This is a genomic window from Coxiella-like endosymbiont of Rhipicephalus sanguineus (genome assembly GCF_018687865.1).
The window spans coordinates 12,658-25,444 of the sequence record NZ_NIQB01000094.1; the positions used below are offsets into that span (position 1 = coordinate 12,658).

Genomic DNA, 12,787 nt, shown 5'->3' on the forward strand with positions numbered 1-12,787 from the left:
ATTACATTGCGGAAAATTTACATTATACCAGGAGATTTCCGTGCACAGATACCAAATGTTATACGAATTGGCACTACCAGAAATCCCAATCATTTACGAAAGCTTTTTTAAATTCGCCAACCATCATTACAATATTATTCGTCGTTTTGGGAGATTTCCCAAAGATAGCACTGTTTTTGAACCAGAGTCTATCCCTGAAGAAATTCAATATTTAAATGAGATGAAAGGATTTTGAGGTTACGATGGAAGAAAAACAACGAATTTATAAAGTTATCTTTAGTCAAGACGAAAAAGTTTACGAAATTTACGCTAGATATATTTCTGAAGAAAGCTTAATGGGCTTTATTGAAATGGAGGAGTTGGTTTTTAATGATAATTCCTCAGTGGTTGTTGATCCCTCAGAGGAAAAGCTAAAAACCGAATTTCAAGGAGTAAAACGAACTTATATACCCATGCACATGATCTTGCGAATTGACGAAATGGAAAAACAAGGTTCTGCTAAGATTAAAAGTCCCACAATGAAGGGAAATGTACATAATTTCCCAGGTGCTTTTAATAAGCCAGCGAAAGATAAGGAATAAACGATTTAGCATTTGCCATTGTTGATCTTGAAAATATAGAGCTTTCTGCGGAGGAGCATGAATTACTCGAACATCCTGCTATCACTGGAGTGATTTTATTTTCCCGCAATTATGAGAACCTTAGCTGACTCCGTCTCACTTCTAAAATTTTACTTCTAAAATTTAAAAAAAACAAATGCTTCATTGTTTATTGCCGTGGACCAAGAAGGCGGGCGTGTTCAATGCTTCCGTGAAGGTTTTACAGATTTGCCGAATATGCGCCATTTCGGCCAAATCTACAGTAGTGATCCTGAGCAAGAAAAAACAGCGTTACAAAGACATAACCATTAATTAATACTAATTAACCATTACTTAATACTATTAAAGAATTAAAAGATGCAGGAATTAGGGTTAATCTGATCCCTGTTTAGATGTGGATCAGAAGAAAGGAGAAGTGATTGCTGAGTAAAGCTTCAGTCTCCTGATCCTGCCGTAGTAACGGCATTAGCCAGCAGCGTCATTATTGAGACGCTTCACAGCCAGCCATAGGATGTGCGAGCTATACATTTCTCCAGTCATGGCGGCGGCCCCGGGGGGGGATAGCGAGCGACTCTCACCATTGCCTACCCATTTCCACATGATCGTGAAATGGTATGGAAAGTAGATATACATCCTTTTTCGAGGCTCAGCTACCAATTAGATGCGATTATGCCAGCACATGTTGTTGTATCATGCTTTTGATGATAAACCCGCAGGTTCTCCCCATACTGGCTTCGAACCGTCTTGCGTGAACAGTTTAAATTTACCAGAATTATTATCAGCGATGATCTCACTATGGAAGGGGCTGCTATTATGGGTGGGTATTCCGACCGAGCCGCTGAAGCACTAGAGGCAGGATGCGATTTAATGGCCATTGTAATAACCGCTGAGGGATTATCGCGATTTTAGACGACTTTTCCCATTACCGGAACTAGGAATTGGAGCAACGGTTACGCGTATTTAAGTAAAAATTAAGCATCTAAACCCAATTTTCTTCCTTTACGCCTCCGGTTAGAGAAATGAGATGTGGAAAGAAATTTTTAGAACCATTCGAAAAATACTTTGTTTTGTTGTACTATCTTAGCTCACGAATGATGGGGTGAGCTATCCAATTCCATATGCAGAATTTAATCATTAAAATTGCTTTACTGGTTGCCTTAGGAAGTGGAGCAAGCTTATTGGAATGGGTGATTTTTCGTCGTCTTTTACCTCACTTTAAACAAAAAACCGTATTTGGCGGTATTCCTTTTTACAGGCGCTCCATCAACCTCTCCAAATTTACGTTTGGATGATGATTGCTTTAAGTTTCATTGCTTCTGCTATCGCTCAAGTATTTACCTTCAATGGGGATTTTTCAAACGCTTCATCCTCAGCACGCCTTATTTTCACTCTAGTCGTTGTTTTTTGGTTTGTGATGCGTTTTCTTCGCCAATTAGAAGATGGCCTAACTGCTCGAGCACGCCAGGGCGTTGGTAAGGTGAGCGATGAAACCAGTATACATGCTTTGGCACAATTGATGCGCGTTGTCATTATCGTATTCATTTTATTAATGCTTCTCCAAACTATCGGTGTGAAAATGTCTGCTTTATTAGCATTTGGTGGGCTGGGAGTGGCTGTAGTTGGTTTTGCTGCCAAGGACACTTTAAGCAATTTTTTCGGTGGGATGATGATTTATTGGGACCGCCCTTTTTCCGTGGGTGATTGGATTCGCTCTCCGGATCGTCAAATTGAAGGGACGGTAGAATATATCGGTTGGCGTTTAACACGCATCCGGACGTTTGATAAGCGTCCGCTTTATGTGCCTAACGGCATTTTATCCAATATTGCTATTGAAAATCCTTCCCAAATGACAAACCGACGCCTTAAAATTACGGTGGGCGTGCGTTATTCCGACGTGACAAAAATCCCTGATTTAGTGAAAGCTATTGAGGATAGATTACGAAAGAATCCCGCTATTGATACTACCCACACTTTGTTTGTGAATCTCTTTGAGTTTGGCTCTTCCTCGCTGAATATATTGGTCTATGCTTCACCAAAACGACGGAATGGGTGAAGTTTCAGGTTATCCAGCAGAAAGTAATTTTGGAAATTATAAATGTTATTTCTCAATATGAAGCAGAGTGTGCTTTTCCTACTCAAACTGTTTATCTCCCGGAAGGAGTATTTTTAAAAACAGCGAAAGGAGGAATTGATAATGGACACGACGGTCGAGGGAGCACTGATAAAGTGGGATGCTCCGATGATTTTACCTGAACATATTCGTGAAGTATTTGCAAAAGCTACCTGTCTTTATTCTAAGACAGAAGTGGAGGCTGCTTTGGATACGATGGCTATAGAAATTAGCTCAGCTCTGTCTTCTTCTAATCCTATTTTTTTATGTGTAGTAGTTGGGGGGATTGTTCCGCTTGGAAATTTATTGCCCCGGTTAGATTTTACCTTAGAAGTAGATTATATCCATGCTACACGTTATCGCGTTGATACAAAAGGTAAAAATTTGGAATGGAAAGTCAAACCTACTTGTAAAATGAAAGGTCGCACGGTGGTAGTCGTCGATGATATTTTAGATGGAGGAGTCACTTTGGGCGCTATTATTAATTTTTGTAAAGAACAAGGAGCACAATCGATTTATTCTGCTGTTTTAGTAGATAAATGCGATGCTCGGTTACCTAGTGGTCCTGCATCTGCCGATTTTAGCAGCTTAAAAGTGGGGAATCATTATGTATTCGGATACGGGATGGATTATAAAGGATATCTTCGCAATGCCCCCGGTATTTATCGAGTAGCTCCCGAACATGAATAAGTTTAAAAATGACCCTAACTAACTTTCAAGTAAGAAGAATAATTTTAATTAGTATCCTGTAATAGTAGGACTCCGTAATAGAGAAAGTCCAGGTAATTCAATTAATTGTTTTGCATACGTCGTTTCTGACTTATATAAAAATTGTCTGATCCATTTGGTTGGTTAAAAAGCAAAGCTAAAGAAATATTAAAATAATGTTGAACATTATAAACCTTAAACCCCATCGCCTTCGATACGCATAGGATGAGTAGGTAAATGAATTATCGATTTTTGCCATGCTAAATGTAATAAGGTGGATACCCTAGATTTTCATTCAATTCGGTTTGCTCGTTTTTTGAAAGGAATTGCGAGGCAGGAAGCGGCCTAATTTGTTTCGTACTAAGAAAGTTAAAAAGTTAAGATTAGGAGAGGCGGAAGTCAACTATTCTTCCATTCCTTTATTTCGGGAAGTCAGTTGTAAAAAAAACAATCATTTCAATTTGATAGACTTTTGTCTCGGCGGTAAGGATAGGACTCAAGGTAATGAATAATAAGATTAACAACGATTTCATAAAAAAATTTTACCTCTTACTCTCTCACCTGAAAACTTGGAAAAGCGTCCACTCCTTAAATCAACCGATGCAAGAAATGTCAAGTTTCTTACATAACATAAGTATTATAAGTATTGTGAATACAAGCTAATTGAGCATAAGGTTTTTATTTTTGTTTGAAAAGGTTGCAGATAAGCTCAGGAAAAATTTTGACACGTATAACAAGCGTAGTCTTAAAGAATAGGTACTTCCTCTCTCACATACTGACTTTTTTTAATTTGTATTCGTCCACTTTCATATTTGCTCACAAATCCCCCCTCCAGTCGTTTTCAGACACACAGTGACCGTGATAAAGAGCGCCGTGACGTGCCCCGGGCAGCGTTTCTGGTGGGGGGGGGGGGGAGCTACGGGGGGAGCTACACAATCGAAAATATCCGCACCCTGGGCGACGACATCAATTAAATCTTGGGGGGAGTCTAACATCAATGGTATAGCGAATTTGAGTACTTTTTTCTCTCAAGTCGCGGAGCTGCCGCCTTAAAGGTTTGCCGATCGCCGTAGGAGGAGTAGGGTACTCGGTCATGAACTTCTTTGGATTGGATAAGCGAGCGATGTATTCGTTCCAAAGCAGCTAAGGTAGCTTCTTGGTCGCCATTTTTTGGGGTACATTCATCAAATACCATGATAATATCGGCACCGATTTTTTGAGTTTCAATAGAGAATTTAGGCGTCATGTGAACAATTTTTTCTGAAAGTGGGTGTTTTAAATGGGCTCATTCCGCATCTATTTTACAAATATTCCCTTTGAATAAACTAAAAACTTGAAATCCCCCCCCTCGCTATCCATCAACATGGGTTTATTCCAACCTATAAGTTTATGGCATCCCACCTGCTGTTTCGATAACTTCCAAACCAGGAGTGACCAACATATGCTAGGGTGGGTAATTTGCCCCAGCTAAAATAATTTGGCTGTTTGTGAGAGTTAAATCGTGAGGTGTCAGATGATTTACGAATGCATGGGTGCTAACAGGCATAAATGCGAGCGTTATTACCACTACGTGTGGAGTGGTAATTTGAGTTACCCGGGCAAAATTCGTTTTGAATCGTCGGATAAGTTCTGTTTTAAAAATATTTTCCATACGGCAATCAGTCTAAACGTATGTACTAACAGAGAGATAACCGGCTATACTATAAATTAATTTATTTGAAGAAGAAAATATTATGGCAAATTGAGTTTTTATTGTTAATCTTCGTTTTAGCGGTGACTTTTGTCTTTCATACCTTTTGGACCTATCAAGTTCAGGAAGCCACTAATCAAATGCAGCATCTTACGAAAAACTTTTCTATTATCGGTGGACTCTTCTTCATCATGAGCTTGGAGCAGGGCATTTTAGCCTCGATGGCGCTCGCCGACGTTCACTATAGCTAGGATTTTTCCACCAGGGGCTTATCTCTAAAACCCCTGCAATACTCACCATAGACATAAGCCATTGAATTCGTGTAATGAATGAAGTAAATATAACCTGTCTATAATCGGCTAAATTCCTATTGAAAAAAGCTCTGCTTCATTATACTAAGAAAGCCATGAATGACTATCGTATGATTGATACAGGTGATCGAGTAATGGTTTGTTTATCGGACGGTAAAGATTCTTATACTCTTTTGAAGCTCCTTAATCTGATTTGCACCGAGGGTAATTACAAATTTGATATTTTTGCATTTATACTTGACCAATCTCAGCCGGGTGGAACGATTCTACCTTGCGTCAACGGATGAAAAGTCATTGAATTCCCTATAAAATCTTCACTCGTGATACTTATTCCATTGTTAAAGATAAAATTCCGGAAGGTAAAACCTACTGCTCATTATGTTCTCGATTAGGTTGCGGTATTATTATCACTATTCTGAAGAACACGACCTTAACAAAATCGCCTCTGGAGATCATTGAGACGATTTGATTCAAACATTGCTCCTTTCTGTTTTCTACAACGGTCAAATTCGTTCGATGCCACCCAAATTATTAACTTGACAATAAAGCTCACATCCTTATTCGACCTTTAGCTTATTGTCAGGAAAAAGATATTATTAAATATGCTCAAGAACAATGTTTCCCGTTAATTCCTTGTAATCTTTGTGATTCTTAAGAAAACCTCATGCATCGGCGAGTAAAGCAGTTCATTGATGAGTTAACAAAAGAAAATCCAAAAGTATCAAGTAACATCTTGCGGGCACTAAGCAATATTAAGCCTTAAGCCTAGCCAATTGATGGATCATGACCTTTGGAATTTTAAAGAATTAGAAATTCCTTTTTTAGCTTCTTAAAGGGGCCCACCCCCCCAAGGCCCATAAAATTAACAACCGACAGAGGAGTTAAAAAAGAATATGAAGCTCCTCCTATAGCGACAGCCATTAAAAAAAGGAATCTCTGTGGGCGTGGATGGTTTTGGCCACTGCGACGGCAATAGGAGCCATCACTACTGCTGTTTCTGCATTGTTCATAAAATCAGATGATTATGGTAATAATCATAATTAATCCCAAAATGATAAACGCGGGATATTGCTTGGTAATTAAAAGAATAAAATGAGCGATAAGCGTCCGTCGTACTGCCCGCCGGTAGACTGTAAAGCTTCTCCCACGGGGATCATAACCCCTAGTAAAACAATTACCCACCAGTTAATAACCTTCGTAAATTAATCGAGTGGGAAGAAAGAGAAGCAATAATAAATCAAGAGAAACAATAATAAATAAAGCCAGAACAGCTCCTCCAAAAGACACTTCCAGGGGAACCCATTGCATAGTGGAAAGGAAAATCGCTATTGCGAAAATAATTACGGGAATAAAAGCCCATTTTTTATACCAACATCTATTCCTCATGAAGGGGTTGGCGAAAAGGGGTCCTTTCCCAAGCGATAGCTAATAAATTAATACGATAGCGTGCTTACTCACAATTTCACAATTGTGAGCTACAATTGTAAGGAATTTAGACGAACGATTTTCTACTCGCGATCCTGGTGGAATTACCGCCTTCAAGAGGCCGATTTCTTCCGAATTTAACATTTCTGAAGAAACCATTCATTCTATCGCTGACTATTCTAGTTTCCCTGCTTGTAAAAAATCTTGTAAATCTTCTGAAGAAATTTCTACAATTAAAATATCATCGATTTAGAGTTTTTTTTATCGCGTGATAAAACAAAATATTTCTTCTTATTACAAATTAATCTGATAATCTACGAATTAATCTGATAATCTAAAAATCGGCTTCAATTAATTTTTCAAAATCATTTACAGTGTTTTTCACTACCGTTGATTTTTCTGTAATTTTAACTTTTGTAAAATAGTCCTGGACTTGAAAGATTTCTTCTGTTTGTTTAGGTGCTTTACGATGAGGCAACAAACGCCAGCCGAATCAATGCAATAAATAAAATTTCCTCTATGGCAACAAAAAATCCAATGTAAGCAAAATCAAAAATGTCAAACAGTTTTGCCCGTAAAACTTTTGTGGTAAGCAAAAAATCAGTAAGTTAGGATGGGTCGCCTATTAAGGTGACTAATCCGCCCATGGCTGACGCTAGGGCAATCGGCATTAATAGGAGCAAAGGTGAACACTGTAACATTATTCATTAAAGGCCGATAATGTGCTGCTAATTATTGATAAAATCGCTAGATGGAGGATCTGACTTTTAGTGGCAAACGTAATTTTGTGAACAATAAAATCTACCAGTTCCGAACACGTAATTACTTGAGAAATAATCATTACACAAGCTACAGTAATAATTGCAGGCTTACTAAAGCCTGAATAAACCTTTGAAAAAGGCACAGCTCCAATAAGGATGCTCAACATAAGTGAAATAGCAGCAACGATATCACAACGCTAATAGCCCCATATGAAGATAGACTATTTCCCTCCTAAAAAAAACTAAAATTGTAGCAGCTTAGCTGGAAAACTCCAGCAGCCTTAATGAGCTTTTTTCATGGGATAAATGGATTGGCTGAAAAGGTGGAGCTTGAAAGCGAGGGTCGCCTTTACTTGCTCCATATTACGTTAGAAAAATTACGCCGCGTTATCACAAACTTTAATTCAATCCTCTGTGATAATCTGTTCACTACAGACAAAGAATTAGTCGTTTTTGAAAGCCATCCTACTAACGAAGAGAGTTATTATACGCGGCCTCTATACTTTTTTTCAATAATGATCACTAAGAGTCAATACTTGACAACCTCCCAAAGCGAACGTATATCACTTATTTAAAGTAGGAGGAAGAATCGTGTCGGAAAGAATTGATGATTTAACAGTCGAATATGTTGAAGATGGTATTGTTACGCTTAGACAGCTTGATAAAGTCATCTTAACAAAAGGTGCCTGGTGCACTATTCTTTATAAGATCCAAACCTGGAACCGATCGAAACAAGCTTATAATCCGGTGAGTTATACCATTCGGCGCTATCAAAAACGTGCTGGTGAATTTAAACAGCGCTACAAGTTTACTATTTCTAGCAATGAGCAGGCACAAAAGATTGTGGATGCGCTAACTAAATGGATGGAAGAATCTGAATAATTTTCTTATTAGCTCAATTTTATCATTAAATTTGAACTGCTCAGTGTAATTTCTTCCATCATGGGGTAAGACAAAAAACAAGCTAGGGTTTAATCTGCTTCGTCTTGAAGCACTAAGAGCTTCTGAATCATTTAATTGCCTAATCGTTTTTGGAGAAGAGACAGAATTGTTTCATTTATCGAATTTCGCATCCGATCATGGCTTAAAGTGTCCTTAATGGTATTTAAATCCAGTATGTCGATAAATTTTGTGGTGAAGGTACTGAAACTATTTGGAGACCAATTCTTTAAAAAATTAAAAAAGAGATCTTTTTTATCGGAAAATAATTAGAAGAAGCAATGAGGTCGTGCAATCGATTGTTATTTAACCAAAGTGCATTTTATGTGTGCTAATTGACGGCTGGCTAATACGAACTTAAATTTTTGAGCAATGTAATATAGGAAGCTGTTTTTCTTTGTGTGCCGAAATTGATTTCAAATCCCCAAAACTAGTTTTTTAATTCTTCATTCTCCTAAAGAAAGCTACTTATTTTCCAAAATCTAAATGCATAAGCTGGCTTTATAATCTTCAATACATTGCTCTAAAGAAACTTAATTAATATAGAGTTGTTGTATCTTTTCTATCCATAGAGCCTTTGCAAAGTAACTATCATCATTTTTTAATGTGCTTCTAAACGCCGCTAGTAGTAATGAAAGAACGATATTATTTTTCGTATTATTTTCTTCACGAACATAAGCTGGCAACCCATGATAGTTATACCAAAAAACACTGACTATCTCCTTACAGTCGCTTATTAAAGCATATAGAAAATTAATAGCGACATCTCTTAAAAGTGTAGAATTTTCCCAATTTCTTTCTTCAGAATTAGTTAAGTACGCTTACCCATGGCCCACTAGCTTATAATCAGATTGCTCTTCCATATCTCTTTTATAATGTTAACCTGGCTGCTCGCTAAGGCGTGTTGAAAATTATTGATTTGATCTGCTAGGCTAGCAGAAGTATTAATCGCATGCTAAACTTCCCAACCCGTAAGTCGCCAAAGAAATTATTTGTCCACAAAAAAAGTGTCTTCAAGAGAGGAATGTTGTTCCACATTGCGTTAATAACTTCATTACTACCGCTAATTAAAGCCTATCAAAATTTTGGATTAAGATTTCTAATAATTGAGATTTCTCATTGGATTCTCTGAAATTAATTACTCGGGCTATCGACTGGTACCACGTAAGCAATTCCAGGTTTTGCTTCTAAATGCTTTTGGTATTTTGGCTTTACTCTAGTAAAATAATAGTAATCAAAAATGCTGAGTTTTAGTTGCAATGGCAACAGCATTTTCATTAGTTTTTATTCATTAAACAGTAGCAGTTTCTGTTGTGCTTCCCCAGATGAAGCGTAATCTGAATACCAGTAGTCATGTATTATACATTGAATAATCAATGCCTATGTTTTGAGTTTAGCAGCTGTCGTAATTTTTGGAGTAAAGATTGGAGATTTAATCGGTCGTCATCGCGCGTTTTTGGGAGGAACGATCATTTTTAATTTTTATTCTGGCATCGCTCTTGTGTGCGATGGCTCAGTTAGGGCTATGGGTTATCGTTAGTCGAGCTATTCAGGGAATTAGGGGTGCTTTTATCATTCCCGCGATAGGGAGCCATTGTCATTCTTGAAATCTTTTCCTAAAACTTTCCTAAAACTCAGTGCCAAGAAAGAATTTCTATCGATTGGCTTGGGTTTGCTTTGTTAGCTATTTGTTTATCTAGTTTTATTTTAACTTTTATGGAAGCTCCTTCTTTGGGGTGGCGTTCACTGATAATTTAGGGCCTTTTGATAACGAGTTTATTAACCAGGTTTCTCTTTCTAGTACTGGAGTGTTGGTTAAAAAATCCACTTGTGAAACTTAGAATTTTTAAAAATAGCTTTTTCCAAGGCGTTATTAGTATTGATTTTGATACAGGCAGCATGATTTTTATTCAAGATATTTTGCAGTTTGGTCCAATGTTAGCTAGGCTTTAGCTGGTTTTTTGATGTTACCGGTAACCATTCCTTTAATTTTTATAGGACCCATTGCAGGAGTGATAGTTTAGGCCTACGCTTATCCATTAGCGTGGGAGAGCCCTTCTTGTGGTATAATATAAGTTCGAGCAACACCATGGACCCAGAAATATATGAATATATTTGGATATTTCCTAGTTTTCTTGCCTTAGGTTTTGCTACTCCACTCCTGATTTCATGCTCAATGGTTACAGGTCTTTCCACCGTGTTTCCTCATCAAAGAGGGATTGGTGATGGAATATTGGGGGCTTTCGGCAACTCGGAAGTTCTCTAGGACTTGCTTTGATAGGCTCAGTTACTTTTCATGTGAACAGACGAGACGACTTATTTATCTTCCTTCCTTGCTCACTAGGCCCAATAGCCCAACTTCATGAATCACAAATAAACGGAATTTTGACTGGGACTCTCTCAGAAAAGCAAGCAATAGCACATTAGCACATTTATCTTCCCATCTCTTAAATATTATTTATCAAGCCAGCTATTCATGAAGCCAGCTATTCATGCTTTATACTTTAGCCTTCAGTGTTGCCATATATATGGTGTATATGGTCGCGATAATCGCTTTTAGTAGTTTTTTTGTTAGCATTGCGCTTACCTAACAAAAATCGCCGCTTCGTTAATAAATTGACTTCTTTTTAGCGGATTGATGGCGTTTATGTAATTCAATGTCGATATATTTATCCGTAATAACGCTCGAACTGTGACCGGCGTCATCACGCACATGTTCACGCGGACGAATTTTTACATCTTCGGAGATGCCTGTGTGTCTAAGCCAATGAACGGTGGCCTCAAGGAGCGCTTCAGCTTCTTCTTCAAAGCCGTTTTCTTTTAACTGATAAACAGCCTGATCAAAGCAGTATTGGACAATTTTTCGAATAGAGTTAGTACTCTTAATAGGCCCTTTCCCCTTTATTCGTGGCAGCAGATGTGAATTATCAGCGGGAGAAGGCAGCGGCGATAAATTAAGATGTTTTCGCCATCGTTTGAGGGCTTCTAACATGGCTTCACTTACAGCAATTTGCCGCTGTTTATTACCTTTACCCACGGTCACAAACCACCAATTACCATTGTTATCACGAAAAAAATCATTCATTTTAGGCATCCAACGCGGGCTTGCTATCAATTCGGATATCCGTAAATACATGGAATAAAGGATTGACGAGATAAAAAGAGTCCGTTCATGGATTTCTGGATTCTTATCGGCTAAGGTTGTGGCAGTGTTTATGACATAATACCACTGTAGTTCTGAAAGTCGTCTTATTTTAGGTTGGCCTTGAATTTTTTGGATGAACTTGCTTTTTTGGCGGATCAGCGCGACGGGGTTAGCTCTTATATATTCTTCTTGTAAAAGATAATTAAAAAAACTGCTTAAAATTGCAAAGAGTTCTCTTAAAGCTCCTTGAGAGAGTTCAAAATTTTTTATTTTGGGCTGCTGACCTTTTCGATGCTGCACTTTAGAAAGAGTAACTACAAAAGGCCGCCATTTTGCATTAGGAATACGTTTACTTTCTTTGATAATAAAGCGAGGAAGTTTGCTAATCCCAATCCAATTTTGGGGAGGATTTTGACAAAAGACCACAAAGGCTTCTATATCCTCCCGTTTTATTTCATTTAAGCTTTTTTTAACAGCTAGCGTACACCAATGCAGCAAGCGCTCAATTTCGCGTCTATAAGAATTAAAAGTTCCTTGGCTACCTGTGTAACATTTCAAAAAATTCAAGGCTTTTTCGATATCGTTTTGGTTGTACTCAGGATAAAGAGATGAGGAAAGTGTTTGCTTTTTGACATATTCTAGTGAATCAAACAAAGGTAATGGTGGATTATTCGCAACCATATTTTTATTATAACCTAATTATAATATGAATTCAATAGATAGAGAGGTGGCTAAGATTTACACAAATTGGCGAAGGCTATGGAAAGTCTGAAAACCAATGAAAATAATTTAACTATTTATTATTTCTTAATAATATCCATAAGAGGTTTAGTGTTTGCAATCGTCGTTTTGTGCTGCCCGATATTTGTGAAGTACTGCATTTCCTGAATGCTGATATTGTCTTTCTACAAAAATTACAAGGGAAGCAACGTAAATCAGGGTTAAAGAAAATTTCCGATGCGGACTTTCCTCAAACGTAGTTCCTTGCAGAATCAAAATAGCCTTATTTGTATCCATTTAGGCTTATTTTGTGTAGAAAGAGAGTTCCAGTTGATCACTTTAAGCCAACGGATTCGTGCCCATGTTTCCTTCTCATGCT

The 12,787-nt window shown here is 37.7% G+C and carries 18 protein-coding genes and 1 pseudogene; 11 read left to right on the forward strand and 8 right to left on the reverse strand.

The features are described 5' to 3' along the window. Nucleotides 1-40 precede the first annotated feature (40 nt). The 3 genes from B1F79_RS06485 (at nt 41) to B1F79_RS05520 (ending at nt 911) form a co-directional block, all read left to right on the forward strand. Nucleotides 41-235, forward strand: coding sequence for a DUF924 family protein (locus B1F79_RS06485; protein WP_308159746.1), 195 nt, complete (start codon nt 41-43; stop codon nt 233-235). A gap of 7 nt (nt 236-242) precedes the next feature. Then, entirely contained in the window at nt 243-581 is a 339-nt protein-coding gene (locus B1F79_RS05515) for a DUF1820 family protein (RefSeq protein ID WP_251366308.1), read from the forward strand. 195 nt (nt 582-776) lie between these two features. Further along, entirely contained in the window at nt 777-911 is a 135-nt protein-coding gene (locus B1F79_RS05520; RefSeq protein WP_251366309.1) for a hypothetical protein, read from the forward strand. Nucleotides 912-1,064: 153 nt separating this feature from the next. Here B1F79_RS05520 and B1F79_RS05525 read toward each other — a convergent pair whose 3' ends face one another. Beyond that, nucleotides 1,065-1,232 carry a hypothetical protein gene (locus B1F79_RS05525; protein WP_251366310.1) on the reverse strand — a complete coding sequence of 56 codons (168 nt, stop codon included), beginning with the start codon at nt 1,230-1,232 and terminating at the stop codon, nt 1,065-1,067. A 111-nt stretch (nt 1,233-1,343) separates the two neighbouring features. Between B1F79_RS05525 and B1F79_RS05530 the strand changes: the two genes are divergently transcribed. The 5 genes from B1F79_RS05530 to B1F79_RS05550 all read left to right on the forward strand — a co-directional run bounded on the left by B1F79_RS05530 (nt 1,344) and on the right by B1F79_RS05550 (nt 3,399). Next, nucleotides 1,344-1,508 carry a glycoside hydrolase family 3 N-terminal domain-containing protein gene (locus B1F79_RS05530; protein WP_251366311.1) on the forward strand — a complete coding sequence of 55 codons (165 nt, stop codon included), beginning with the start codon at nt 1,344-1,346 and terminating at the stop codon, nt 1,506-1,508. Between the two features lie 209 nt (nt 1,509-1,717). Continuing rightward, on the forward strand, nt 1,718-1,891 hold the full coding sequence (locus tag B1F79_RS05535) for a hypothetical protein (RefSeq protein ID WP_251366312.1): 174 nt from the start codon (nt 1,718-1,720) through the stop codon (nt 1,889-1,891). Beyond that, on the forward strand, nt 1,888-2,652 hold the full coding sequence (locus B1F79_RS05540; RefSeq protein ID WP_251366313.1) for a mechanosensitive ion channel family protein: 765 nt from the start codon (nt 1,888-1,890) through the stop codon (nt 2,650-2,652). The genes B1F79_RS05535 and B1F79_RS05540 overlap by 4 nt, the downstream gene beginning before the upstream one ends. After that, entirely contained in the window at nt 2,649-2,852 is a 204-nt protein-coding gene (locus tag B1F79_RS05545) for a hypothetical protein (protein ID WP_251366314.1), read from the forward strand. Before B1F79_RS05540 ends, B1F79_RS05545 begins: the two co-directional genes overlap by 4 nt. Then, complete coding sequence (locus B1F79_RS05550) at nt 2,839-3,399, forward strand: hypoxanthine-guanine phosphoribosyltransferase (RefSeq protein ID WP_251366352.1); 561 nt, start codon at nt 2,839-2,841, stop codon at nt 3,397-3,399. The genes B1F79_RS05545 and B1F79_RS05550 overlap by 14 nt, the downstream gene beginning before the upstream one ends. 824 nt (nt 3,400-4,223) lie before the next feature. On the opposite strand, the gene B1F79_RS05555 is transcribed toward B1F79_RS05550, so the two are convergent. The 3 genes from B1F79_RS05555 to B1F79_RS05565 form a co-directional block, all read right to left on the reverse strand. Beyond that, on the reverse strand, nt 4,224-4,412 hold the full coding sequence (locus B1F79_RS05555) for a queuine tRNA-ribosyltransferase family protein (protein ID WP_251366315.1): 189 nt from the start codon (nt 4,410-4,412) through the stop codon (nt 4,224-4,226). After that, nucleotides 4,412-4,663 (reverse strand): hypothetical protein, encoded by a 252-nt coding sequence (locus B1F79_RS05560; protein WP_251366316.1) that lies wholly within the window; start codon nt 4,661-4,663, stop codon nt 4,412-4,414. Before B1F79_RS05560 ends, B1F79_RS05555 begins: the two co-directional genes overlap by 1 nt. A gap of 198 nt (nt 4,664-4,861) precedes the next feature. Further along, nucleotides 4,862-5,068, reverse strand: a complete 207-nt coding sequence (locus tag B1F79_RS05565; RefSeq protein ID WP_251366317.1) for a queuine tRNA-ribosyltransferase family protein — start codon at nt 5,066-5,068, stop codon at nt 4,862-4,864. A gap of 65 nt (nt 5,069-5,133) precedes the next feature. On the opposite strand from B1F79_RS05565, the gene B1F79_RS05570 reads away from it, so the two are divergent. After that, nucleotides 5,134-5,358: a hypothetical protein gene (locus tag B1F79_RS05570; RefSeq protein ID WP_251366318.1), complete on the forward strand. Its 225-nt coding sequence runs from the start codon at nt 5,134-5,136 to the stop codon at nt 5,356-5,358. 155 nt (nt 5,359-5,513) lie between these two features. Continuing rightward, nucleotides 5,514-6,251, forward strand: a pseudogene (gene ttcA / locus B1F79_RS05575) (tRNA 2-thiocytidine(32) synthetase TtcA). Between the two features lie 926 nt (nt 6,252-7,177). Here the strand turns inward: ttcA and B1F79_RS05580 are convergent. Both B1F79_RS05580 and B1F79_RS05585 read right to left on the reverse strand, forming a co-directional pair. After that, complete coding sequence (locus B1F79_RS05580) at nt 7,178-7,321, reverse strand: hypothetical protein (RefSeq protein WP_251366319.1); 144 nt, start codon at nt 7,319-7,321, stop codon at nt 7,178-7,180. 222 nt (nt 7,322-7,543) lie between these two features. Beyond that, entirely contained in the window at nt 7,544-7,747 is a 204-nt protein-coding gene (locus tag B1F79_RS05585; protein WP_251366320.1) for a hypothetical protein, read from the reverse strand. Between the two features lie 448 nt (nt 7,748-8,195). Between B1F79_RS05585 and B1F79_RS05590 the strand changes: the two genes are divergently transcribed. Beyond that, entirely contained in the window at nt 8,196-8,486 is a 291-nt protein-coding gene (locus tag B1F79_RS05590; protein ID WP_251366321.1) for a hypothetical protein, read from the forward strand. A gap of 2,665 nt (nt 8,487-11,151) precedes the next feature. Here B1F79_RS05590 and B1F79_RS05595 read toward each other — a convergent pair. Continuing rightward, on the reverse strand, nt 11,152-12,369 hold the full coding sequence (locus B1F79_RS05595) for a tyrosine-type recombinase/integrase (RefSeq protein ID WP_251366322.1): 1,218 nt from the start codon (nt 12,367-12,369) through the stop codon (nt 11,152-11,154). A gap of 147 nt (nt 12,370-12,516) precedes the next feature. Beyond that, complete coding sequence (locus B1F79_RS05600; protein ID WP_251366323.1) at nt 12,517-12,705, reverse strand: hypothetical protein; 189 nt, start codon at nt 12,703-12,705, stop codon at nt 12,517-12,519. Nucleotides 12,706-12,787: the final 82 nt, after the last annotated feature.